The following is a 22,502-nucleotide window of genomic DNA, read 5'->3' as shown; positions in this document are numbered from 1 at the left end:
AATTAAGACATATCAAAAACTGCACCTACAATTATTGGATAACATCCAAAATTGAGGTGCAGTTCATTACCTTTAACTTATTCCTCTAGCCATTAAGCTTTTTAATAAACACAACTTTAAGGTAGTTTCCTTCCTTAAATTGCTTAATTGTTTTAAAGTCCTGTGGTAATGAAAATTCCTCTTCTATGCGGTATTTCCTGTTGCTCTCCTTAAATGCAGCATCAATAAAACCTTTGAATTTTTTCATGTCAAACGCAGCACAATTTGTCGAAGCGACAATTACCCCATTATTCTCTGTAATCGCAATCGCTTCTTTCAGGAGATTTTTATAATCCTTTTCTGCACTAAAGGTAAATTTCTTAGACCTTGCAAAACTAGGAGGGTCAAGGATTACCATGTCAAAGGTTAGCTTTTTCTTACCAGCATATTTAAAATAATGAAAAACATCTTCCACAATAATATCGTGGGCTTCATAATCAATTCCGTTCACACTGAACTGCTCAATCGTCTTCGGTAAACTACGATTAGCCAAGTCAACACTGGTAGTTTTTGCAGCACCACCCATTGCGGCAAAAATAGAAAATGCCCCGGTATACGAAAAGGTATTTAATACAGTCTTTCCTTTAGCGTACTTATCACGAATTGTTCTCCTCACATCGCGTTGATCAAGAAAAACACCTACCATTGCTTCTTCGTTTAAGTAGACAGCTAAATTAACCCCATTTTCTTTGACAATAATAGGAAACTGTCCTCTTTCTCCATCCACAAATCCATCTTCTTCGATATATTTTCCCTCAATATTAAAGCGCTTCTTCTGGTAAATTGCTTTATATTCAACTAGATTCTTAAGTGTTGCAAGCACATGGTCTTTATACGTATAAATCCCTCGACTGTACCAATTGATTAAGTAATAGCCATCGAAATAATCGATGGTTAAGCCGCCGATTCCATCACCTTCAGCATTAAATACTCGAAAGGCGGTCGTTTCTTGATCTTTAAAAAACGATTTTCTTTTGTCTAATGCAGCCCTAATCTTTCTTTCAAAAAACAATTGGTCAATCTTTTCATCCTTATTATGAGTAAGCACCCAGCCATACCCTTTGTTTTGCTTACCGTAATAACCTTTTCCTATAAATGTATGTTCTTCATCAACAAGGTTAATCAACATACCCTCTTCTATTAAATCAGATGCGTTATTAATCACTTGTTTCGATATAAGGGGATAACCTTCCTTATACTTGTTAACGAACGATGCCTTCACCTTTACACTCACTTCTGATCCCATGATCTCCATCCTTACCTTAAGTTACATTCTATTGTTACATATGTAGACATAATTTAAAAGAAAACTTGTCACAACCTTCTCTCCGTTTACAGAAAAAGAAGCACCAAAGGTCGGTGCTTCCATTCTGAACTTTACATTTGATATCCATTCACAAAATCGGTGATTGTTACCATTTCATCTTCTGTAAGTTCTCTCTTTACGTATTTCTCATATTCGACTTGTATTTTCTGTTGATCCCCGCTATAAGTATCAGTAATTCTTGCAATCGTTCTTAGCAAGGTAACTTCCTGATTAAATTCCTCTTTTGAAATCGGCTTCCAATGGGAAAGGACATATGTATCTGCATCAAATGTTTCTAATCTATCTAAAAGTTGAAGTGTTTCCTTGATTGTATAGTTTTCTTTTTCCGAAAAAATATCGGGATAAATGCAGTCGCCTAAAAATAAAATCTTTTCTTCTTTGATATACACGATGACAGAATCTGAGGCGTGATCACCTCCAACCTGCTGAACTATACAGGTTACTCCTCCAAGGTCTATCTCCACTTGATTTTCAAAAACTACATCGGGTAGGACAATGGTGATATCTCGGTGGTCAGTGTATTCCTGCTTAATTGCCTTCGCACAAAATTCAATCTCTGTTCCTTCCTCCACCCTTGCATCTATCGCCTCATCCGACCATGAAAGATGAATGAATTTCTCCATTTCCTCTTTTGTTTCTTTGGAGGAAAAAGATACTGTATTTGTTAATGCTGGAAGGCCGAAGATATGATCCCAATGCCAGTGTGTTAGAACGACTATATCAGGATTTGGGACTTGCCTTTTTGAAAGTTCTGCTAAAAAATATTGGGCATGGTTTTCGGAGTTACCTGCATCAATCATCAATGTCTTGTGATCCCCAACCACCATCCCAAGAATGGGCCTGTCCGTCTCAGAAATTGGAGTGATATACCAAAAGCGCTTACCTATTTTCTCAATTGAATGCATAACTGATTCCCCCTTTGATTACTTGCATTTATTATTATTTTCCCTTTTTATTTAATGAAGAGCTCCAAAAGAAATTATCTTTTTTTCACAATAACAGAATGATAGCTGTTAAATAATTTGAGAGATAAGTTTTTTGTAAATTCTTGTGCTTCATGAATAAAAGCGGTTAGGACTGGACTAATGTATTCTGATGAACGGACCTCAAGACCTAGATTTTGGTACACTTGAGGTGATAAGTATGAAGGAGTAACCTTCGGCAAGGTTGAGGGAATTGCCAACTCCGGAAGTATGGTAATACCAACCCCTTCTTGAACCATGGCAATGATGGTTGCTATGTCACTGACTTCAAATTGAATGTTGGGAGTTATTCCTTGTTCCCTATAGACTGCACGCAGTAAACGATCACATTCCTTTGGCATGATCAGAGGCTCACTACCGATTTCTTTTACTAGTATAGGCGATTGATTTCCCAAAGGGTGTTGCTCCGGAACAATTACAACCATTTTATCCTGTAATAAGGGAATAAATTCAAATTCATGCTTTTCCTCTGTGACCACACCGACATCAATAACCGACAATTTAATCCAATTTTTCACTTCTTCATAATTTCCTTCATAAAGAGTGACATCTACACCTGGAAACCGTTTTTTAAAGGAACTGATCATTCCTGGTAATAGTTTCGTTGACATACCTGAAATGCTTCCAATTTTTATCGTTCCTGTTTCAACGGCTGTCATTCCGCTTGCTTCGTTTACAATTTTTGTTTTAATCGTTAGCAAGTCCTTAATCAAGCTCGTGATACGTTCTCCAATTTCTGTAACACTAATCCCATTCCTGTGTCGGTTTAATAATTTTATATTTAACTCGGATTCCAAAGCTGCTATTGCTTGACTGACGGCAGATTGGGAAAGGCCGATTTGCTCCCCGGCTTTTGTAAAACTTTTCGTTTCAACTACCTTTAAGAAAACTTCTAATTGAAAAATGGTCATAGATTCCCTCTTTTATATCCATTAGCTTTTACTTATTTAAGAAATTAAAAGTATTAATTTTACTTATATTATCACTCATCATATACTACAAGCAAGAAAATATGAAAGGTGAGGAAATTTCATGAGTATCTTACATGCAAAGGGGCAAGGAATTCTGAAGGAAATCCAAACAAGTAAATCAGTGCTGATTGATTGCTGGGCTCCATGGTGTCCTCCTTGCAGAATGATTGGAGCCGTTTTGGAAGAAATTGACGAGGAATTGGAATTAAAAATAGTAAAAGTGAATTCCGATGAAAATGAGGAGTTTATAAGTCAGTTTGAGGTACTAGGAATTCCGACATTATTGTTTTTTCAAGATGGTAAGCTGGTGAAGCGGATAACAGGTTTTCAACCTAAAGAAATGCTGATGGAATCCTTAAAAAAATACGGCTTGGTTGACTAGGAATTTTTTTCCACAAATCTTCTGATTAAACCTTGACATGGTACATCCTAAAAGGCTGCTTTTAGCAGCAGAAAAATGCCAGGCACCATCCAATTTTTTGGTGCCTAGCATTATTTTATACGGTTAGATCCATAAAAAGAATTCTAAGCTTTATAATATAGCGGAAGCGAAGCCGCTTATGTTAATCCAAATACTGTCTTAAACCAGCTCTGGTCTCATTAAACTATTGCTCATTATTCCTGTTTTTGCTGTTGTATCGTTACTTTTTTGGGCGGATTTGGATAGTTTCCCTTTCCTGCATCATCTGGACCCGTAAGGTCGTTTCTTTGGTCCAGTACTTTACCTGTATACTCAATCGGATTGTTCTTAGTCATGGTTTCACCTCATTTAAATAGATTAAAAAATACACTTTTAGGATTCGTTATTATCCCCTTGAATATTTATACTCTTTATAGATTCTCGAGAATATTCCTTATGACCCTAAACTTCAAATACCCTCTTTTTTCCGCACTTTCAGGTTTCACCGCTCGGTTTAGACCTGAATAAGCTAATAAAAAAAGTTGATCATTCATGAAAAAATCAACTACCAGAGGGTGATGCCTTATTAGACATTTTGAAGGAAAATGGGTATGGGGGGAACAGAAATTGAAGGTTTACCGGGTAAAAGGAACGGATAATAAAGTAGAATTATTAGAGATAACGAATGATGGGATTGTGAAGGTTAAAAATTTAACAACCAATGAAATCATTGAACTTTCAGAGCAAGCCTTTGAAATCGCATTTGAACCAACGGAATATAAATTTATTGCTTCAGTAAGTCCAAAGGCACAAGTGCAAAAACAAGAAATTACACTGGCGGATATTGATTCGATGATGGAAAACGCGCAAATAGAAATCGTTGAGCTTTTTGGCAAATGTACAATGGTTGCGGTCCAATTTGCAAACGGTTTTGTCCTTACAGAATCAACTACTTGCCAAGATGCAGCATATTACAATAAAGACACGAATACCCAGAATTGTTTAGATCGGATCAAACAAAGAATTACGGAATTAGAAGGCTATAAATTTCAGTATTAATAAGAGGGGCTAGTGATGTGCAAATCACTGGCCCTTTCTCATTTGACGGATTATTTAAGCTATTGGTCTGCTGAAACACGCCTCAAAGTGGATGGTCTTTTTTTAGTCAAATTGGATGGTTATCATTCCATCCGGTTACGATATGATTTAATTATAAAAAAGTAGAACTCTAAAGAAAGTAAATTTTAAGAGGTGCAACATGAATATATTGATAGGTTTAGTTATCTTAATTTTAATTATTTCTGTCGTTTTGACCCTATTTGTAACCGGAAAACCAGATGAAGACTACAGTAAATCCACAAAAAGAAATACAACGAACTTAACCTTAATTTATGTAGTCATTATTTTTATCGCTCTGATTTCACTAGGAATCTATATTTGGTTGACTCTGTAAATAAACAGGGTCCACTACTTTATTGGAATACATTAAACGGAGATGATGAAAGATGACATGGGCTGTGATTTCGATTGTACTCGTCAGTCTGGTAAAAATTTTAATGACCTGTCTTCCAACCGGTCCAGTGGAATGGCTAATCAATAAATTTGAAACTCATACAAAACTTACCAACATGAATGCCGTCGTTACCTTTGGCGGGAAACTACTTGAAGGTGAAAACAAAATGGGCGTACTTCAATCATTTAATGAGGCTACATTTTTAAAGAAGCATTATATTTATCCGGGAACAGAGGAATTATATTTACACCCTGAGAACAGTGAACTTCCCTTCGTCATTGAAACAAAAGAAGGTAAAAAAGATGTAAGGGTATTTGTGTACTGTTCCAAGCACAATGTGGAAGTAGTCAAACAGTACAAGAAAAAGGTAATAGCCTATCAACTGCTTTCAAAAAGCCTTCAAAAATGGTCTTTTTCTGCATAACAAAATTAAGTAAAGGCGGTCTTCTATATGACCGCCTTTTCTAATTTTTATCATTTTGTAACAGCATTCAAAGCATCAGCAAATCTTTTAATTCCTTTATGGATATTTTCTTCTTTTTCCCTTGAAAAAGTAAATCGAACAAATCCCTTCTCTGAGCCCATTGTTGAACCGGGTACATAGATGACCCCTCTTTTAATGGATTCCTCTAGCAATTGATTTTCATTCACTTCCTTTTTTATCCTGCACCAAATATGAATTCCGCCATTAGGAATATAAAAATCAACCTGATCTTTTAAAAATGACTCAAGACTGACGACAATTTGATTTCTTCTGCTTTCTAACTGCTTCACTAAATTTTTTATATGATATTCAAAATCGCTTGAATCTAAAAAATCATTGGCAATCCATTGTGTATAACTTGCATGTCCATAATCAACCTGCTGCTTAGCATCTGATAACCGTTCAATCACCGCTTTTGGACCAATAATCCATCCAATCCTCAGACCTGAAGCAACAATTTTCGTTAGTGAGCTAATATATAATACATTTCCGTTCCGGTCTAATGATTTGAGCGTTTGCATCTTTTCCCCTGTAAAAGAGGTTAAACTGTACGGATCATCCTCTACAATCGGAATTCCATATTCGGAGGATAACTCCAGAACCTTTTTTCTCCTTTCTTCCGACATTAGCGTCCCTGTGGGATTTTGATAAATAGGATTCATAAAAATCATTCGGATTCGATGTTTTTTATACAATGTCGTTATATCTATAGGGTTAATCCCTTCCTTATCCATTTTTAACGAATAGGTTTTGATTCCGGCTGATTTAAATACAGGCAGATTATAATGATAGGATGGGTTTGCAATCGCAACGGCGTCTCCAGGTTTTAATAAACATTGGACGACAAGATGCAAAGCTTGCTGTGCCCCTGATGTAATTAAGATCGATGATGGGTTCGTTTCTATACTGCGAAACTGTTTCACATGATTCGCTAGCGTTTGCCGGAGGATCACATTCCCTTTGGGATGATCATATCCCAATGTTCCGATAAACGATCGGTTGAAAGTAATCTCTCTTAGGGAAGTCAGCGGAAAAAGATCCTGAGACAATTCCCCACTTGCTAAATTAATTAGATTTTGCTCGACCATTTCTTTATGGATTCTTTGAGTGACAGGCAAATTAGGTAGAAAGGAACCTGCCTCAATGTACCGATTCCAGCTAGGAATCCGTTTCTTGGCTATCCCCCAAATATCTTTGCTGACCGTTGTTCCACTGCCTCTATTCCGATCAATGAGTCCATTTGCTTCCAATTCGTCATAGGCAGAAATAACCGTGCTTCTGTTGATTCCAAGCTCTTTCGCCAAACCTCTTTCAGATGGCAGTGGTTTATCAGGAGGAAAGGTTCCATCTGCTATCCCGTTTTCGATATAGTCAGCCAGTTGTTTATAAATAGGTATTTTCGATTCTCGATCCGGTTTCCAATCCATTGGTTACATCCTCTATTTCCATTTACTCTGTAAAACTATTGTATACTTTTTCAAGATCAAAAAAAAAGCATTTAAAATAAGAACAAGGGTCAGTGTTTTGATCACTGCCCCTGCATAATTTGATATCCCTTTATAATCAGCCAGAGGATAAATAGACTCCAAATGCTGATAATGAGCGAACCAGCTACCCAATTTTTCGGCTTTCCCTTTTTCAGCATTTCTTCTGCTTTCCGTTCACAATCAGAAATTACATTTTTAGGAATCATCTTTAAGGCAAACATAATTCCCAATGGAACAATAATAATATCATCCAGGTAGCCTAGGATTGGTATAAAATCGGGGATTAAATCAATGGGACTGAAGGCATAGGCGACAACACCAGCCGTGAATGTTTTTGCATACCAAGGAACTCTTTTATCTTTGCATGCAAAGTAAAGAATAAATATTTTTCGTTTCAAATTTTTCGCCCAAGTCTTTATTTTACCCATGCTTTTCTCCTTAAAAATGAACGATTTCTTATATATTATGCGAATTTTATTCTATCCGTTAGTATTGACCACCGCAGACATATTTTAACTGAATATAATACATTCTTTTCGTTATACTTAGTCTTCTCATGCCATAAAATCACTCCTTCAAAACTATTTCTGTTCATCATGTATCATCGTCGGGTCTAAAAGGACTCTAAAGCAAATCTAAAAAAAGTATAAAAATAGAAAGAATTGGGAAGTAAATTCTTAATAATTAGGAAAGAACACCTAAGGAAAGAATTGAAAATGTTAATACGCCCTTTCAATAATTACGAAATTATTATATTATTATATTATTTTAGAAAAACAACAACATTAAATATTTAGAAGGAGCAATTTGTATGCCACAAAAAATTCCATTTTCAACCTATGCTGTCATTGGTACGATGTTGTTCGGACTATTCTTTGGTGCGGGAAATTTGATCTTCCCTATCCAGATGGGACAGCTTGCTGGAACGAACTTTTGGCCGGCACTAATCGGCTTTTTAATTACAGCCATTGGGCTGCCTTTTATGGGAATTCTAGCGATTGGTCTATCTGGAAGTAATGGCTTGCGAGACTTAGCAAGCCGCGTCCACCCGGTTTTTGGAGTCGTTTTCGCTATGGCGCTATACTTAACAATTGGGCCGTTTTTCGCGATTCCACGTACTGCAACAGTACCTTTCGTTGTTGGGTTTGAACCGTATATTAATCCAGCGCACACTAGTCTTTATCTTGGACTCTTTAGCTTTTTATTTTTTGCAATTGTCTATTATTTTTCATTAAATCCTGCAAAAATTATGGACTATATTGGAAAATATTTAACACCAGCGTTTTTAGTATTTTTATTCGTGTTAATCATCATTGCCATCGTCAAACCAATGGGCCATTTTGGTAAACCGACAGGCGACTATAGCGGTCTTGCTTTTATTACAGGCTTTAAAGAAGGTTATAACACAATGGATGCCTTGGCCTCCCTCGCATTCGGTATTGTTGTCATTAACGCAATTAAGAGCCAAGGCATTACAGACCCGAAATCAATTGCAAAAGCGACGTGGAAATCAGGCATTTTTGCGATGGGACTTATGATGCTTATTTACGGACTCATCACCTATATGGGGGCATCCAGTGTTTCAGCAATAGGGAAATTCGATAATGGCGGTTTGATTTTTGCGGAGGTAGCTCAGTTTTATTTCGGTTCATTCGGCAACATTTTATTGGCTATCATTATCGTACTCGCTTGTTTAAAAACGAGCATCGGACTGATCACTTCATGCAGTGAATTTTTCCATGAAGTTTTTCCAAAGGTAAGCTATAAATGGTTCGTGGCAATCCTTTGTCTTGTTTCGTTCATAATCGCAAACTTCGGCTTAACGAATATCATTCAATTCGCGATCCCAGTATTAATGTTCTTGTATCCACTGGCCATAGTTCTTATCTTATTGGCACTTTGTTCACCACTTTTTGGCAATAAACGAAGTGTTTATGCAGTGACGATGCTCCTAACATTTTTTGTAAGTATCTTCGATGGTTACAGCACATTAGTCAGCAGTTTACCGGGAGCTACTATTGCTTTATTCGAATCGATTAAATCGTTTTATGTAAATTATTTACCGCTCTATGATATTGGGCTTGGATGGATCTTACCAGCAGTTGTTGGAGCCATTATCGGCTATTTGTGGCCAACACGGTTAAAAAAAATGGAAATACGATAACTAGAGAAGGGCCATCAAATCTTTGCTATTTGATAGCCCTTTTCTAATGTTTATTATTTTTATATTGAAAAACCTTTCGTGGTCAACTCTTGAAGCTACTGTTTAAGGTCCAGTCTGTCAACGAATGGAGAAGTTAATTGACATATAAAATATCTCCTTAAAAATGGTTTAAAACCAATTCAATCCTTTTAATTTTTTAGTTCATACCTTTAAGTTCATCATACCCAACATATCTAAACCACCTCTAAAACAAATCTAAAAAATGTATAAATAATGGGGTCAGCCCCCCTTTTATTGTTCTTATAGAAAATTTGAATTTAGAAACTGTCTATAAAATTCAAAAAGGTCCTGTTAAAGGGACCTTTTTAATTTCCGGTGAGATTACTAATGTTTTGTGAGGTACAGTTAAGCTTATGCATTAACCAAGCTTGCGGTACCTTGTTGATGTATTTTTAACGGCTGCTTAATAGACCCCACTGGGCTTATTCAAAAGGAAAATTCATAATAATGTCCCTACATTCTAGCCTTTTTTAAAAGGTGCCCTTCCAATTTTTTACTTTTCACATATTTTGTTATTAACTGGTGAAGGGAGGTTCGATATTATGTCTGATGGTGTAGGCGGAGGAGCATTTGCCTTAATCGTTGTATTGTTTATCCTGCTAATCATTGTAGGCGCAGCTTTCATGGGTGGCGGATTTTATTAAAAAAGTGAATTTCAATTTCTAATGAAAAGGGGGACTTCCTATGTGCTTTGGTGGATACGGTTATGGATATGGCGGCGGCAGCTCTTTTGTTTTAATCGTTGTTTTGTTCATTCTTTTAATCATTGTTGGAGCAGCTTGTTTTTATTAATTTGATTAAGACCCTAAAATTAGGGGTTTTAAGAAGGAAAAAGCCTGAAAAAGGCTTTTTTCCTATTACATTACTTACGTATTCAACAATTTATAAATACGAAGAAATTGGACTGTTGACCTCTTTTTTTAAAAAAATAATCCTCATTCCTATTCCCATTAATACAACATTGGAAACCCTTTCTTACCATGATTTACTCCCTCCCGCAACAAAATATTTATCCTAAAAATTAAAAAAATATGTTATATTCAAGTAAATCAAAATTTGAGGTGAGTTCATAATGAAACTACAAACAAAACGTGCCTATAATTTTAATGCTGGTCCCTCTGCCTTACCGATTTCCGTTCTGGAAAAAGCACAACAAGAATTAATTGATTTCCGTGGAACGGGAATGTCTGTGATGGAACTTAGCCACCGCAGCAAAGCGTATGAAGTAGTACATAATCAAGCAATTAGCAATTTAAGAGAATTGCTGTCTATTCCTGAAAACTATGAAGTACTTCTCCTTCAAGGTGGAGCGAGTCTTCAGTTTTCTATGATTCCGATGAATTTTTTACAGCCGGGAAAACAAGCGGCCTATGTGATGACAGGATCTTGGTCTGAAAAAGCATTAAAAGAAACCGCACTCTTTGGGGAGGCATATCAAGCTGCATCTACGAAAGAAGACAAGTATCGCAGCATTCCTAAGCTTGATAAATTGCAGTATAAACAGGATGATGCCTATGTGCACATTACTTCCAACAATACGATTTACGGTACGGAGTGGATGGAATACCCAAACACTGGAGACGTTCCGTTGATTGCCGATATGTCGAGTGATATTCTTTCTAGACCAATTGATGTCAGCAAATTTGCTTTAATCTATGCTGGTGCTCAGAAAAACCTTGGTCCATCAGGCGTAACCGTTGTGATTATTCGCAAAGATTTCCTTGAACAAGCGAATAGCAATATCCCGACAATGCTGAAGTATAGCACGCACTCTAAAAACAATTCATTGTATAACACACCACCAACCTTTGGCATTTATATGCTTGGCGAAGTTCTTAACTGGGCTCGAGAGTTGGGTGGAATAGAGGCGATTGCTGAGCTAAATGAGAAAAAAGCAAAACTCATTTATGATGCAATCGATTCAAGTGAAGGTTACTACATCGGCCATGCCGAAAAGGACAGCCGTTCATTAATGAACATCACCTTCAACTTAAAAGATGAAGAATTAGAAAAGAAATTCTTAGAACAAGCAAAACAAGAAGGGTTCGTCGGCGTAAACGGTCACCGTTCTATTGGCGGCTGCCGCGTGTCTACTTACAATGCAGTTCCTTATGAAGCTTGTAAGGCATTTAGCGATTTTATGGTGAAGTTTCAGAAGGAAAATAACTAATAAAAAATGAGGCTGCTAAAACTAGCAGTCTCATTCTTTTTCCAATACAAGCCGAAACATTTCAAACAATAAGAAGTTAAAAAAGATCCAAACTCCTCCATAGACATACCCACCCATTATATCGCTTGGAAGAACATCAGTCGTTACAATGTTTGCTATGGTTACACAGACTAATAGAATAATCCCAAATAAGGGTACCATAATCGTTGTGATATTCGCTTTAGAATGCCGGACAAGTAAAAAGATACATGTTCCATAAATGATGATGAAAATCATCGCATTTAGATCAGGAAAATTAGCTGAATGAAATTTCCCTACGAAACCATAAGACTGAAGGTATAGGAAGGCCTCCATGAGCAATTCATGAAAGGTCTTTGCTCCTCCGACAGTAACAACAAGCAGTAAATACTCTAATCCCCTATTCCGCCCTTTTCTCCATACCCGAATAACGGTTATCGCTATGATGATTCCAAGAAGATAAGGAAATTGTAACACTAAAAAGCCTCTCATCCATCCCAAATATACCGCAGACTTAACCAGATATTCCGTTACTTCATTGAATTCTAAAAAGTCATTCGCTAGATAGTCTTGTGCAATTCCAAACATTAGGGTAACCAACCCAATAAAAGCGAGCGTAAGAAAAATAAGAAAGATTTCAGTTGCCCGGATCGTTTTAAAACGAAAGATTAACCATTTTACGAAACGAATGAAAAAGTCCTTAATTTGATTTTTATAAAAACGATACACTAAATACCCTGCTAATACTATGGCAAAAATAATAATAAAAATGACAAAATATTTACTAGCTGCATGATGGAAAACCTGCCAGCGAGGCCCCAATACCTTTCCAAGTGTAATAAAGCAGAATCCCCAAAGGAACGAACCAATATAAGCTGATATAAAAAATTTTCGGAACGGCATTTTGGAAATACCTGAAATATAACCGGTGAAATGTCGAATTCCCGGAATGAAATAAGCAATGACCAATAATTTACTTCCGGATCGTTCAAACCAGGCAGCTGTTTTTCTATAACGTTCAGGTCCTAGATGAATATATTTCCCGTATCTTTCGATCAGTTTATATCCCCCTGCCCTCCCAATCCAGTACGTAACTGTAATACCTGCACCACCTGCTAAAAAAACGGTCAGGAGTGCCATAATGTAATTCATTTTTCCCTGATAGACAAAATATCCTGCATAACTCATTAAAAACTCCCCAGATATAGGTAGAGCCATAAGTTCAAGAAAAATCCCGATAAAAAGAATCAGATAACTATGCTGTTCAAATAAAGTGATTAAATGTGACATAGATAATGCCTCCAAATTTTTAAGAGAAACGAACTAAATCATTAGTCCTAACATCAATGTAGCACGATTGATAAATAGATTTGGCATTTTCATGAATTATTAATCCATTATACAGAGAACGTACAATTTAATTTATAGACCAAGCTTGCTTATAAATAAAATGAATGGATATTACCCTTATTGGAAAAATAATTTAGTATCTTATTTACCCAAAATACTCTTTGAGCGCTGTGGAGGAAATAAAATGGCAAAAAAGAAAGATAAATTCGCAAATTACCTAAGTAATATTTCATTAAATTTAAAAGAAAGTGCCTATTTTTTCGCTGATTACAAACTTAACAACGTCAGCGATCTAAAAATCTTCGCTGAAAAAATGAAGGAATATGAAACCAAAGGAGATACCTATGTTCATGAAGTCATCCAAGAATTAAACAATGCCTTCATTACCCAAATCGAACGCGAAGATATCCTAGCACTAACCATGACAATGGATGATGTTTTAGATGGATTAGAGCATACTGCTTCTCTTTTTGAAATGTATTCTATTACCAATGCAGACGAATTCATGCTCCAATTTGTTGAAGGGATCCGAAAATGTGCAGATGAAATCGACATAGCCATCGAATTGTTATCATCCAAAAAACTACAACCCATTCGGGAACATTCAATCAAAATTAAAGATATTGAGTCAAAATGTGATGGAATCCTACGAAAATCCATTAAACATTTGTTCGAGGTTGAAAAAGATCCGATTCGAATTATTCAATATAAGGAAATTTATGAAGAGCTCGAAGATATCGCCGATTACTGTCAATCTGTAGCCAATACATTAGAAACCATTATTATGAAGAACTCCTAATTTCAACTGAAAATAAAATTAACTTAAGGAGGATCTCATGACAATCATTGTTATCATCATCATTCTTGCCTTAGCTTTCGATTTCATTAATGGCTTTCATGATACGGCAAATGCAATTGCCATGTCGGTTTCTACAAGAGCTCTATCACCACGTTTTGCTGTGATTTTTGCGGGGGTTTTAAATTTTATCGGTGCAATCACCTCTCAAGCAGTAGCAAAATCAATCGGTGGAAAAATCGCTGATCCCTTCCATATTGAAAATGGAATGGCCATCGTCATTGCCGCCTTACTATCTGCAATTTTTTGGAATCTGATTACTTGGTATTTTGGGATTCCTTCTTCATCATCCCACACATTAATTGGATCAGTCGCAGGAGCTGTTATTTTTGGATCAGGACTACATTCCATCAACTGGGTAGGATTCACTGACATTATTAAAGGTTTAATTATTTCTCCCTTTTTAGCTTTTTTTGTAGGCTTTATTCTCATGAAAATATTAAGAATCCTTTTCAAAAATGCGAATCCTCACCGTGCCACCCGTGGTTTTCGTTCGATTCAAATTATAGCCGGAGGATTAGCTGCATTTTCACATGGGGGAAATGATGGTCAAAAAACAATGGGGATTATTGTTTTTGCACTTGTGGCAGCCGGATATCATTCAACCCTTGATGTCCCTTTATGGGTTCAGGTCATTTGCGCAGCAGCAATGGGCCTTGGTACCATGATTGGCGGTATGCGGATTATTAAAACGGTAGCTAAAAAATTATTTAAAGTACAACCCATTAATGGATTTGCTGCAGATTTATCATCCTTTGCCGTCATGCAGGGAGCAACTTTATTAGGTGTTCCCGTTTCAACTACTCATGTTGCCTCCTGTTCGATATTAGGTGTTGGATCTGCAAAGCGATTTCGAGGTGTCAATTGGGGTGTTGCAGGAAGAATGGTCATAACATGGGTGATTACCTTACCGATTTCTGCTGCCATTGCTGGCATTTTCATAACCATCATAAAGATTTTTTTATAATACTTTATTTAGGTGACTTGATTTTCCTCATGGACAATCATAAAAATCCCATCTGATTTAAATTCAGATGGGATTTTTTTTAGGTGCACAGAAACATCATCTAATTGTGGCCTTATTTCTTAATATTTAATTGAAATGCATGCTGTAAGGAATTGATTTCCTTTTCTATACTTGGGAATTCAACAATTTTCGGAACATTTTTTATCAATGGAGATGTTTCTCGGTCGGCGGCATTCGCCATTGTTTCAAACACATAAAACAATTGAGCAAGAGTATCGTCACTAAGAACCGGACGTTTCGACAGTAGCGAGCATTTTTCCAATAAGTACCCTAGCTGTTCGATGGAAAAAATAATGGGCCAATAATACTCTAAAGCCTTTTGATTAACCGGAATCTCACCTGTTGCTGTATCATACATAGTTCGTAAATTATTAAGATTCGTCCTCATTTTACTTCGCTCTCTGCTTTTTCCCGCATCAAAACCTTCTCCTTTGTCTGAGAAAAGGATAAATAAAAACTGTGCCTGGCTTCTTATCGTTTTCGTGATGTTATGCGGCAGACGACTTGAAGCAGACCGCCTCCCTAGCAATAAGACCCCTAGAATACCAATCACAATTCCAATGATGACGTCAAGAATTCTGGCAGATGCAAAAAAGGAAAAGCTATAGTTTCCTTGACTTCCACTCTCCGCCATCAATAAGGCATTGGGCGTAAAAAACAATGCGGCTAGCCCATAATTTTTGACAATAAATAGTTCTGTTATAAAGGTTAAAAGCAGAACAAAGAAAGCAATCATGTATCCAGTTGGCTGTGTTGAGAGTACCAGGCTTGCGATGAGAATCCCAAGGATTGTACCTATTCCTCTTTGAATCGCCCGATGGTAGGTAGACACGATTGTAGCTCCCGACATGACCGCTACACAGGATAAAGGTATCCAATAGGCCCGATTAAAGCCAAACTTATACGCGATAATGGCAGCAATCATGGTAACGACGCCAAAACGTAAGGCTGAAATGAAAACAAACGAGTTTTTATCAAAGGCTCCTAAAAAAATCGTTTTTAGAGATTGCTTCGACAATTCCATCTCTGGGCCTAGTTCGGTAATTGGTTTTTGCAAAATCGCTTCAGCCTCATAGATTCTTGCCCATATCGTGTTTTTGGATTGATCCATGTTTTTTTGCTCTACGTCTTTTTCCCCACGTCCGTTCTGTTCAAGTGATTGGGCTATATTACGAATCGATTCACCCATTTTTGGCGGCAATTTTGTATGCTCTTCTGGAATGTTTTCTAGGACAGTCATAAAGATCAAATTTGCATGATTATGTAATAAATATAATCGTTGAAAAAGGTCCGTTTTACGCCATGATATGTATCCCGCTGCAAGCATTTCTTCCGCTTCTTTAAAAACGGTCATTACTCGTTGTCTAGCAGTATTCAAGTTATTGGAGCCAATTGAATCAAAAAAGGATGCCAGTTCTACATATTCTCGTTTTACCACATCTTGTTCAGGAGCATGGGGATGAAAAAACCAACCGATCATGGCAATCACCCATGATAAAGCGCCGCCAAGAAAAGCAAGACCGGCCCGCAGTGGAGCAAGTTCAGGTTGAACGGGCATACCTGATGTCATCGCAAAAATTAAAACGAAAAAGATGGCGGATGGTCCTTTAATTTTTAAAGCACCAAAAATAAAGATTCCAATACCTCCGATGAGCCCCATTAAAATAGCGGCTGCCAGTGGGTGTGGAGCTGCAACTGTTCCTAAGAACGTAACGAAGGTTATCCCCAGTAAGACAAAGAATAACTTTTTTGCTCTTTGAGCATAAGGAATATGAAAGACGTATAAATAAGTAAATCCCCCCATTCCGGCTAATAATCCATAATGAAAATTCCCCAGGAGTAATCCAATCATAATGGGTAACGATGCAGCCAATCCCGCGCAAAATGCTTTCAACCAAGGGAATGGCATCTTATTTACCTTTAACGCTTGTCTGATAATGGAAGTGACTTTAAGAGAACCATTTTTGTTTTCTCCCATTCGGGTCGCCTCCTCTCTATGATGTTTAAGAAAATAAACATTAGAAAAACCAGACAGCATGCTGTCTGATTTTTCTAAGTCATTGTGAATATCGTGATGTCTGTTTATATTTCCCATTTCTCCATATCTGTATGAAAAATAATCAAAAATGCGTGAAGAATAAAATTGAGGCTTACCAAGAACATTGGTACAACAAAAAGTGGGTTTCAATAATAGGATGTGGAAAATAAAATAGCGAAAGTGGAAAATAAATTTTTAAAAAGAAAAGCTACGAGTTCTTTTCAAAGAAAAAACACTGATAATCATTGATTATCAGTGCCCTCTACCCAAAATTTGGTGGTGCCTCTAAGTAGAATCCGCTAATTGGTAACTTAAATCTGAAAAATACTTTCCAGTATAGCTAATGGGCTGTCAAACCTTATCTCGAAATTGCTTCCTGTATAATAAAAATCAAGATCAGTAACTCCATCAAAATGAATGTAGATGTTTGCGATTTCTTCTTTCCCTTTCGTAATCATTATTTTTCCAGTTTCATCTGTAAATGCCTTAAAATGAAGGATGTCAAAAGAGGCTCTGACTGAATCATTCCTCTTTCGAATGACAAATCCTCTTTCACGAAAATAATCTTCAAACACATCAAGAAATTCCAGTCTTTTTTCTATTAACCCTGTCTGAACCGTTTTTTCATAAAGGCCATGATCCTTTTCCCTTAAACTAAGTAGCTCTTCCTTATTAAGACTCATTTTTTCTTCTCCTTGGGATTTTTCAAATATAGCTATTATAAATATATGGTACTACTATTATCATGAAAAGTGTAGAATTTCAGCACCTTGCCCTTACCTAAAACTAAAATATGCTCTTTCAAGAGAGAAGTCAGCTTATTTCCCGCTTCCGTACCGGCAAAAGAAGCGGTATTGACCATGGTAAACGGGAAAACGAAAATGAAAGAAATAATCGCCTTTTTCATGGATGTTTTACTCCCTTATTTATTATTTTTACCATTTTAGTATTAATAAATTTTTATTTCTTATGCCCGCATCCTCCAATGCTTTACTAAACTTTTATAAAGGAAAATCTGATATAGTAGACTTAATGAGGAATAGAAAGGAACTTTTTTTAAATGAAATGTATTTCTATTGATTTAGATGGAACACTATTAAACTCTGACCATGAAATTTCTGAAGAAAACGAAAAAGCTTTAAACGAATTAAAAGCGCAAGGTCATGAGCTTATTTTAAACACTGGAAGAGCTTTGGCGGATGTCATTCAACTAAAAGCCGTGCAAAATTTGGAGATTCCTATTTTTTGTATAAATGGTTCTGTTTTGTATTCACGGACAAATGAAATGTTGTATGAGGCGACTTTGTCGATTTCCACCTTTAAAGAACTTCTTCCAATTTTGAAAAATTTAGGCGCAGGTATTCTTGTCTACACGAATCATGGTGGTTTTCCTTCCACTTTGCCTCCATTAAAAGATAAGAGTAAAGAAGAACTCGACACGTTTTTTCAAGAATACAATTATGATGAAATTCTTGAACTTAAAGAGTTGAAGATCTATAAATTAATTGCTTTGGTGCACAATGACCAACTCGAAAAAGTCGATGAAATAAAAGCGACGTTAACAGGTAAATTTCCGATTACGATGGCTTCCTCCTTTCCGAATAATGTGGAAATAACGTCAGGAGACGCTCACAAAGGAAAGGCCCTATTGAAGTACCAAAAAATGTTGGGGCTATCTTTTGATGAGATCATAGCCTTTGGTGATGGCGGGAATGACCTTGGTCAATTTGAAGTAGCCAATATATCGGTTGCAATGGGTAATGCCCCCCTTTATGTGCAAGAAAAAGCGGACCTAGTTACAAAAACAAATGATGAAGACGGTTTTGCTTATGCAGTCCGTCATCTACTGCATTTAACGAAGACTCCGGTTGGGCAGCATTAATCAAAAAAGCCTTCACATTCATCAGAATGGAAGGCTTTTTTGTGTTCGGTTAATCTTGAACCATTGCTTTTTGGCGGCATGCTTCAATCGCATCGATCATTAGGTGGTCTAAATGGTTGGTGTCCAAAACCTCTAAACCAGCAGCCGTAGAACCGCCCGGGGTGGCCACTTCATCTGCCAGTTCAGCAGGATCCGCATTGGTTTTTAGCATTTCTGCAGAGCCGGCAATCATGTTTGCCACTAGTTTCCTTGCTTGTTCCTGACTGACACCGGACTCTAATGTGATTTTTTCAAGTGCTTCCGCGACTCGGTAGATAAAGGCCGGAGCGCTTCCGGTGACAGCTGTCAATTCATGAATTTGCTGCTCTGTTACTTTTTCAAATTCACCAATGCCGTTAATCAAGGCTTCAATCCAATCTTGCTGTTCTTGTTTTACATTTTGCCCAAGTGCATATAAGGTCATCGACTTTCCTAATTTTGCAGCTGTATTAGGCATCACCCATGCTACAGGTGTTCCTTTAGGCAGCTTGGACTCGAGATAAGTTGGACCGATTCCAGCTGCAACCGTGATGACCACTTGCCCATTCATGAGTTCTGCTAATTTTGCGAGAATCGAATCATGGGATTCTGGCGGCATAGCGAGTATGATGATATCCATCATGCTGACCTCTTGCTGCCAGTGATCGGTTGTTCCCACCTCATAGGTTTCTCTTATGTCATGCAGCCGCTCTTGGTTTCCATTATTGCCGACAAGAATGGAAAATTCCTTCTTGTTAACTCCTTCTATAAGTGCTTGAGCCATGCGCCCTGCCCCGATAAACAAAACATGTTTTTTATTATTATTCATTGCTGCTTCACCTTGATTTTCTAAGTTGAATATGTTGCTTAGCTTACCCAATTGGGCGAATAAATCTTATGAAAAAATACTTTTTATCGCGTCTATTAATTTTTGAAAGAAATCCGCGACCTTTTGAAAAAATCCTTGGTCTACTGCATTTTGTACCTTCTGTTTAACGTCTTGTGCAAGATTATCGAGTTGAGATTGTACGTTATCAAAATTGATGTTCAGATGACGCATTTTATCAAATAGGTCAATTAACAGCTGACGATCTTTCTCACTCAGGCTGATGTTCAACGTTTTTAATTTTTCATCCACGATGTTGGCAATATCCTCTTTCGTTGCCGGATGCTGTGCGGCAATCTCTTGTTTAATCTCGGTTAACAGCTGACTGACTTTATCGGAATCCATGCCCTCTTTTTTGGCTAAATTAGTTGCTAAGCTCAATTCCTCACTAGCAACTTCCGTACGGTCCTTATTTAGGTTTGTACCTTTTCCGGTATCATAGGCTTTATAGATCCCCACAAGGGCGGAATGTCCACTGACTTTAATCGGGGAGGCAACATCTACTTCTGCATCCTTAACCCCTGCCGTTAACAAGGCATTTGCATACATTTCCTTTGTAACCTCGGTAATATTTTCAGGGGTTACGATGTTGACGACAATTCCCTCACCTGTGTCATCTCTAGTAATTTTTGCTGAGGAATACATATTGGCATGGGGATCCCCTTTTATATAGTTCACGAGGTCTTGTCCGGTTGCTGTGATCTCTCTTACTTGGCTCGGGTCGATCACATCTAAAAGTTTTTTGACTTCGTCTTTTTGGGCAGCAGATAATTGTGCCCCGTACACGACTACTGGCGGTCCATATTTTTCATTAATGCTGTCATTATCACCACTGGAGGCAAGAGTAATGCCAGAATTTCTTACAAATAATGTTGTGATCAGAACCCCAGCGATTGCCGCTCCTTTTAAAAATCGATTCCATTTCATTTTTTAAGTCTCTCCTTTTCCCATAAATGACCTTGGTTTATTACAGAAACCTATTTTACTCTATCATGCTAAGATTTTCATGTGAATAGGTTTTAAGCCGTATTAATTTTTGTTTTCTATGATTGGTTGCCTTTTTCCGCTGATAGCACTTGTATGTATTCAAAAAAGAAAACTCGCCGATTGGCGAGCCCATCATTTATAAAAATTAGAATCAACTAAACTGGCTTTCCAGCGTTTTAATTTTTTCATAAAGCTCCTTGTTAACAGGAGTGGATACACCATGTTTTTGACCAAGCTCCAATACGGTACCAGAAAACAAATCCACTTCACTCAGGCGTCTCGCTTCCACATCCTGCGCCATCGAAGGTTTTCCAGTTGGACCTAAGGTTGACAGGACATCTAACCAATAGTTCAAATCCTCTTCTGTTAAGTGGATTCCCTCTTTTTCAGAAAGCTGAATGACCTCTCGCATGGCGGCAATCATAGTGTCTCTTGCTTGCCCTTCTTTTTGAATATCACCGTAATTCCCTTGATAAACGGCAACCGTTTGATTGACGCCGACATTTAACATAAATTTCCCCCATTGCCGCCTTTGCATGTTCGTATCAATCTCATAAGGCAACTCCATTTTTTCAAAAAATTCGGCTACTCGCTTTGTTTTGTTTGAAATCACTCCTGGCTCCCGATCACCAAAACAAAGCATCCCCATATGATCAAAGGTAAGTTGATTCCCAACCTTAACGGCATCCATGCCTTGTGCGACGCAGTATAAAACCTTATCCATTCCAAAGGCTTCCCCGATAATTGCTTCGCTTGAGATTCCGTTTAAAGCTGATAATATGACGGTATGTTCACCAACATGATGTTTAACAGTCTGTATTGCATCATGTAATCCATTAAATTTTACCGCAAACAGAATTAAATCAGCAGGTTCACAGTGATCTTCAGGGGAAACATATTGAAATTCGCAGCGTTCGCCGTTACAAAAAACCCCATCTTCCTGGTACCGTTTAATCCGGTCCTTATCTGCAATAACTCGCAAATCCCCTTTAGGCATCTTTTTCGATAAATGGTTTCCAAATAAAATCCCTAATGCTCCCAACCCAATGATCGATACTTTCATAATCTCTCTCCTCTCTAAAAATTCATTTTTGACTGCCCGCCATCGACATTGATGCTGGCTCCGACAATCCAAGAGGCTTTCTCAGATGCAAGAAATGCTGCAACATTCGCGATTTCCTCTGGTGTTCCGAACCGCCCGGCGGGAATTTCTTTTTTAACAAAATCTTTAATACTCTCCGGATCCTCTTCCAAACGTCTTTGCCAATTGGCACTTTCATGCAAGATACTACCCGGTGCTAAACTATTGACCCGAATTCCATATGTAATCACTTCGTCTGCCAATGACTTGGTGAAGCTGATGAGAGCAGACTTCGCATTGTTATAGGTGACTTTACCACCGCTTTCTCTGCCGTAAATGGAAGTAATATTAATAATCGCACCTGAACGCTGTTTTTTCATTTGTTCAACAGCCAATTTACTTAAATGAATCGCAGAAAAATAATTCAACTCCATCGCCTTGTAAAAGAGCACCATCTCCGTTTCGGTCGCTTTACCGCCATTGCTGCCGCCGGCATTGTTGATCAGGACGTCAATGGTTCCGAATTGTTCAACGAAATCATGTATGAGCTTGATGCGTTCATCTGCGTTCGTTAGGTCTGCTTGAAAGATCGTAATACTGCCGCCGATTTCTTCTTTTGTTTTTTCTAATGCATCCAGTCCACGGGCAGTGATGGCAACGTTTGCTCCCTCAGCTACAAAAGCCTTGGCGATGGCTTTCCCGATCCCTTTTGAGCCGCCGGTAATTAGAATGTTTTTGTTATGTAGTTGTAAATCCATTGT

Annotated in this window: 26 protein-coding genes; 12 read left to right on the top strand and 14 right to left on the bottom strand. The window is 37.5% G+C overall.

The window, feature by feature from the left end:
- Positions 1–85: 85 nt before the first annotated feature.
- The 3 genes from M028_RS0124035 to M028_RS30970 form a co-directional block, all read right to left on the bottom strand.
- A complete protein-coding gene (locus M028_RS0124035) occupies positions 86–1,285 on the bottom strand; it encodes a class I SAM-dependent rRNA methyltransferase (protein ID WP_026576114.1) in 1,200 nt (399 codons plus the stop codon).
- 131 nt (positions 1,286–1,416) lie between these two features.
- Positions 1,417–2,271 carry an MBL fold metallo-hydrolase gene (locus M028_RS0124030; RefSeq protein ID WP_026576113.1) on the bottom strand — a complete coding sequence of 285 codons (855 nt, stop codon included), beginning with the start codon at positions 2,269–2,271 and terminating at the stop codon, positions 1,417–1,419.
- 74 nt (positions 2,272–2,345) lie between these two features.
- The gene (locus tag M028_RS30970; protein WP_051591229.1) at positions 2,346–3,260 is read right to left on the bottom strand and encodes a LysR family transcriptional regulator; all 915 of its coding nucleotides are present in this window, start codon (positions 3,258–3,260) and stop codon (positions 2,346–2,348) included.
- A gap of 121 nt (positions 3,261–3,381) precedes the next feature.
- On the opposite strand from M028_RS30970, the gene M028_RS0124020 reads away from it, so the two are divergent.
- A complete protein-coding gene (locus tag M028_RS0124020) occupies positions 3,382–3,702 on the top strand; it encodes a thioredoxin family protein (RefSeq protein ID WP_026576112.1) in 321 nt (106 codons plus the stop codon).
- 233 nt (positions 3,703–3,935) lie between these two features.
- On the opposite strand, the gene M028_RS33065 is transcribed toward M028_RS0124020, so the two are convergent.
- Positions 3,936–4,076: a hypothetical protein gene (locus M028_RS33065; protein WP_155925773.1), complete on the bottom strand. Its 141-nt coding sequence runs from the start codon at positions 4,074–4,076 to the stop codon at positions 3,936–3,938.
- A gap of 271 nt (positions 4,077–4,347) precedes the next feature.
- Between M028_RS33065 and M028_RS31680 the strand changes: the two genes are divergently transcribed.
- Genes M028_RS31680 through M028_RS0123995 form a run of 4 tightly spaced genes read left to right on the top strand, consistent with a single transcriptional unit; the run spans position 4,348 to position 5,657 of the window.
- On the top strand, positions 4,348–4,779 hold the full coding sequence (locus tag M028_RS31680) for a Gp49 family protein (RefSeq protein WP_051591228.1): 432 nt from the start codon (positions 4,348–4,350) through the stop codon (positions 4,777–4,779).
- A 15-nt stretch (positions 4,780–4,794) separates the two neighbouring features.
- Positions 4,795–4,944: a hypothetical protein gene (locus tag M028_RS33060; RefSeq protein ID WP_155925771.1), complete on the top strand. Its 150-nt coding sequence runs from the start codon at positions 4,795–4,797 to the stop codon at positions 4,942–4,944.
- A gap of 34 nt (positions 4,945–4,978) precedes the next feature.
- On the top strand, positions 4,979–5,173 hold the full coding sequence (locus M028_RS0124000; RefSeq protein WP_026576110.1) for a hypothetical protein: 195 nt from the start codon (positions 4,979–4,981) through the stop codon (positions 5,171–5,173).
- Positions 5,174–5,225: 52 nt separating this feature from the next.
- On the top strand, positions 5,226–5,657 hold the full coding sequence (locus M028_RS0123995; protein WP_026576109.1) for a YfmQ family protein: 432 nt from the start codon (positions 5,226–5,228) through the stop codon (positions 5,655–5,657).
- A 50-nt stretch (positions 5,658–5,707) separates the two neighbouring features.
- Here M028_RS0123995 and pdxR read toward each other — a convergent pair whose 3' ends face one another.
- Both pdxR and M028_RS0123985 read right to left on the bottom strand, forming a co-directional pair.
- Positions 5,708–7,144, bottom strand: coding sequence for a MocR-like pyridoxine biosynthesis transcription factor PdxR (gene pdxR, locus M028_RS0123990; RefSeq protein WP_026576108.1), 1,437 nt, complete (start codon positions 7,142–7,144; stop codon positions 5,708–5,710).
- A gap of 101 nt (positions 7,145–7,245) precedes the next feature.
- A complete protein-coding gene (locus M028_RS0123985; RefSeq protein WP_035424622.1) occupies positions 7,246–7,632 on the bottom strand; it encodes a YkvA family protein in 387 nt (128 codons plus the stop codon).
- Between the two features lie 383 nt (positions 7,633–8,015).
- On the opposite strand from M028_RS0123985, the gene brnQ reads away from it, so the two are divergent.
- From brnQ to serC, 4 genes are all read left to right on the top strand, one after another.
- Positions 8,016–9,368 (top strand): branched-chain amino acid transport system II carrier protein, encoded by a 1,353-nt coding sequence (gene brnQ, locus M028_RS0123980; protein WP_026576106.1) that lies wholly within the window; start codon positions 8,016–8,018, stop codon positions 9,366–9,368.
- A 602-nt stretch (positions 9,369–9,970) separates the two neighbouring features.
- Positions 9,971–10,072, top strand: coding sequence for a YjcZ family sporulation protein (locus tag M028_RS32355; RefSeq protein WP_081810877.1), 102 nt, complete (start codon positions 9,971–9,973; stop codon positions 10,070–10,072).
- Between the two features lie 40 nt (positions 10,073–10,112).
- Positions 10,113–10,220 carry a YjcZ family sporulation protein gene (locus M028_RS32350; protein ID WP_081810876.1) on the top strand — a complete coding sequence of 36 codons (108 nt, stop codon included), beginning with the start codon at positions 10,113–10,115 and terminating at the stop codon, positions 10,218–10,220.
- A gap of 280 nt (positions 10,221–10,500) precedes the next feature.
- On the top strand, positions 10,501–11,598 hold the full coding sequence (gene serC / locus M028_RS0123960) for a 3-phosphoserine/phosphohydroxythreonine transaminase (RefSeq protein ID WP_026576104.1): 1,098 nt from the start codon (positions 10,501–10,503) through the stop codon (positions 11,596–11,598).
- Between the two features lie 30 nt (positions 11,599–11,628).
- On the opposite strand, the gene M028_RS0123955 is transcribed toward serC, so the two are convergent.
- Positions 11,629–12,906 carry a VTT domain-containing protein gene (locus M028_RS0123955; RefSeq protein WP_026576103.1) on the bottom strand — a complete coding sequence of 426 codons (1,278 nt, stop codon included), beginning with the start codon at positions 12,904–12,906 and terminating at the stop codon, positions 11,629–11,631.
- Positions 12,907–13,150: 244 nt separating this feature from the next.
- Between M028_RS0123955 and M028_RS0123950 the strand changes: the two genes are divergently transcribed.
- Positions 13,151–13,765, top strand: coding sequence for a DUF47 domain-containing protein (locus M028_RS0123950; protein WP_026576102.1), 615 nt, complete (start codon positions 13,151–13,153; stop codon positions 13,763–13,765).
- Between the two features lie 37 nt (positions 13,766–13,802).
- Positions 13,803–14,789, top strand: coding sequence for an inorganic phosphate transporter (locus tag M028_RS0123945; protein WP_026576101.1), 987 nt, complete (start codon positions 13,803–13,805; stop codon positions 14,787–14,789).
- A gap of 112 nt (positions 14,790–14,901) precedes the next feature.
- Here M028_RS0123945 and M028_RS0123940 read toward each other — a convergent pair whose 3' ends face one another.
- The 3 genes from M028_RS0123940 to M028_RS0123930 all read right to left on the bottom strand — a co-directional run bounded on the left by M028_RS0123940 (position 14,902) and on the right by M028_RS0123930 (position 17,794).
- Positions 14,902–16,827: an FUSC family protein gene (locus M028_RS0123940; RefSeq protein ID WP_035424617.1), complete on the bottom strand. Its 1,926-nt coding sequence runs from the start codon at positions 16,825–16,827 to the stop codon at positions 14,902–14,904.
- A 371-nt stretch (positions 16,828–17,198) separates the two neighbouring features.
- On the bottom strand, positions 17,199–17,570 hold the full coding sequence (locus M028_RS0123935; RefSeq protein WP_026576099.1) for a hypothetical protein: 372 nt from the start codon (positions 17,568–17,570) through the stop codon (positions 17,199–17,201).
- Positions 17,571–17,605: 35 nt separating this feature from the next.
- A complete protein-coding gene (locus M028_RS0123930) occupies positions 17,606–17,794 on the bottom strand; it encodes a hypothetical protein (RefSeq protein WP_026576098.1) in 189 nt (62 codons plus the stop codon).
- A gap of 153 nt (positions 17,795–17,947) precedes the next feature.
- Here M028_RS0123930 and M028_RS0123925 point away from each other — a divergent pair, with 153 nt between their 5' ends.
- Positions 17,948–18,769, top strand: a complete 822-nt coding sequence (locus M028_RS0123925; protein WP_026576097.1) for a Cof-type HAD-IIB family hydrolase — start codon at positions 17,948–17,950, stop codon at positions 18,767–18,769.
- A 49-nt stretch (positions 18,770–18,818) separates the two neighbouring features.
- Here the strand turns inward: M028_RS0123925 and proC are convergent, their stop codons facing one another.
- The 4 genes from proC to M028_RS0123905 all read right to left on the bottom strand — a co-directional run bounded on the left by proC (position 18,819) and on the right by M028_RS0123905 (position 22,499).
- On the bottom strand, positions 18,819–19,616 hold the full coding sequence (gene proC, locus M028_RS0123920; protein ID WP_026576096.1) for a pyrroline-5-carboxylate reductase: 798 nt from the start codon (positions 19,614–19,616) through the stop codon (positions 18,819–18,821).
- A 66-nt stretch (positions 19,617–19,682) separates the two neighbouring features.
- Complete coding sequence (locus tag M028_RS0123915; RefSeq protein WP_081810875.1) at positions 19,683–20,600, bottom strand: DUF1002 domain-containing protein; 918 nt, start codon at positions 20,598–20,600, stop codon at positions 19,683–19,685.
- A 211-nt stretch (positions 20,601–20,811) separates the two neighbouring features.
- Positions 20,812–21,723, bottom strand: coding sequence for a ketopantoate reductase family protein (locus M028_RS0123910; RefSeq protein WP_035424616.1), 912 nt, complete (start codon positions 21,721–21,723; stop codon positions 20,812–20,814).
- A gap of 14 nt (positions 21,724–21,737) precedes the next feature.
- Positions 21,738–22,499 (bottom strand): SDR family NAD(P)-dependent oxidoreductase, encoded by a 762-nt coding sequence (locus M028_RS0123905; protein WP_026576094.1) that lies wholly within the window; start codon positions 22,497–22,499, stop codon positions 21,738–21,740.
- Positions 22,500–22,502 lie beyond the last annotated feature (3 nt).

It is taken from the genome of Bacillus sp. UNC438CL73TsuS30, from assembly GCF_000482325.1.
Taxonomy (GTDB): domain Bacteria; phylum Bacillota; class Bacilli; order Bacillales; family Cytobacillaceae; genus Neobacillus.
This window is presented reverse-complemented; position numbering and strand designations above follow the sequence as displayed.

What these genes read in the sequence shown, in the direction of transcription:
- M028_RS0124035 (WP_026576114.1), bottom strand. Translation starts at nt 1,285, where the DNA reads ATGGGATCAGAAGTGAGTGTAAAGGTGAAGGCATCGTTCGTTAACAAG.
- M028_RS0124030 (WP_026576113.1), bottom strand. Translation starts at nt 2,271, where the DNA reads ATGCATTCAATTGAGAAAATAGGTAAGCGCTTTTGGTATATCACTCCA.
- M028_RS30970 (WP_051591229.1), bottom strand. Translation starts at nt 3,260, where the DNA reads ATGACCATTTTTCAATTAGAAGTTTTCTTAAAGGTAGTTGAAACGAAA.
- M028_RS0124020 (WP_026576112.1), top strand. Translation starts at nt 3,382, where the DNA reads ATGAGTATCTTACATGCAAAGGGGCAAGGAATTCTGAAGGAAATCCAA.
- M028_RS33065 (WP_155925773.1), bottom strand. Translation starts at nt 4,076, where the DNA reads ATGACTAAGAACAATCCGATTGAGTATACAGGTAAAGTACTGGACCAA.
- M028_RS33060 (WP_155925771.1), top strand. Translation starts at nt 4,795, where the DNA reads ATGTGCAAATCACTGGCCCTTTCTCATTTGACGGATTATTTAAGCTAT.
- M028_RS0124000 (WP_026576110.1), top strand. Translation starts at nt 4,979, where the DNA reads ATGAATATATTGATAGGTTTAGTTATCTTAATTTTAATTATTTCTGTC.
- M028_RS0123995 (WP_026576109.1), top strand. Translation starts at nt 5,226, where the DNA reads ATGACATGGGCTGTGATTTCGATTGTACTCGTCAGTCTGGTAAAAATT.
- pdxR (WP_026576108.1), bottom strand. Translation starts at nt 7,144, where the DNA reads ATGGATTGGAAACCGGATCGAGAATCGAAAATACCTATTTATAAACAA.
- M028_RS0123985 (WP_035424622.1), bottom strand. Translation starts at nt 7,632, where the DNA reads ATGGGTAAAATAAAGACTTGGGCGAAAAATTTGAAACGAAAAATATTT.
- brnQ (WP_026576106.1), top strand. Translation starts at nt 8,016, where the DNA reads ATGCCACAAAAAATTCCATTTTCAACCTATGCTGTCATTGGTACGATG.
- M028_RS32355 (WP_081810877.1), top strand. Translation starts at nt 9,971, where the DNA reads ATGTCTGATGGTGTAGGCGGAGGAGCATTTGCCTTAATCGTTGTATTG.
- M028_RS32350 (WP_081810876.1), top strand. Translation starts at nt 10,113, where the DNA reads ATGTGCTTTGGTGGATACGGTTATGGATATGGCGGCGGCAGCTCTTTT.
- serC (WP_026576104.1), top strand. Translation starts at nt 10,501, where the DNA reads ATGAAACTACAAACAAAACGTGCCTATAATTTTAATGCTGGTCCCTCT.
- M028_RS0123955 (WP_026576103.1), bottom strand. Translation starts at nt 12,906, where the DNA reads ATGTCACATTTAATCACTTTATTTGAACAGCATAGTTATCTGATTCTT.
- M028_RS0123950 (WP_026576102.1), top strand. Translation starts at nt 13,151, where the DNA reads ATGGCAAAAAAGAAAGATAAATTCGCAAATTACCTAAGTAATATTTCA.
- M028_RS0123945 (WP_026576101.1), top strand. Translation starts at nt 13,803, where the DNA reads ATGACAATCATTGTTATCATCATCATTCTTGCCTTAGCTTTCGATTTC.
- M028_RS0123940 (WP_035424617.1), bottom strand. Translation starts at nt 16,827, where the DNA reads ATGGGAGAAAACAAAAATGGTTCTCTTAAAGTCACTTCCATTATCAGA.
- M028_RS0123935 (WP_026576099.1), bottom strand. Translation starts at nt 17,570, where the DNA reads ATGAGTCTTAATAAGGAAGAGCTACTTAGTTTAAGGGAAAAGGATCAT.
- M028_RS0123930 (WP_026576098.1), bottom strand. Translation starts at nt 17,794, where the DNA reads ATGAAAAAGGCGATTATTTCTTTCATTTTCGTTTTCCCGTTTACCATG.
- M028_RS0123925 (WP_026576097.1), top strand. Translation starts at nt 17,948, where the DNA reads ATGAAATGTATTTCTATTGATTTAGATGGAACACTATTAAACTCTGAC.
- proC (WP_026576096.1), bottom strand. Translation starts at nt 19,616, where the DNA reads ATGAATAATAATAAAAAACATGTTTTGTTTATCGGGGCAGGGCGCATG.
- M028_RS0123915 (WP_081810875.1), bottom strand. Translation starts at nt 20,600, where the DNA reads ATGAAATGGAATCGATTTTTAAAAGGAGCGGCAATCGCTGGGGTTCTG.
- M028_RS0123910 (WP_035424616.1), bottom strand. Translation starts at nt 21,723, where the DNA reads ATGAAAGTATCGATCATTGGGTTGGGAGCATTAGGGATTTTATTTGGA.
- M028_RS0123905 (WP_026576094.1), bottom strand. Translation starts at nt 22,499, where the DNA reads ATGGATTTACAACTACATAACAAAAACATTCTAATTACCGGCGGCTCA.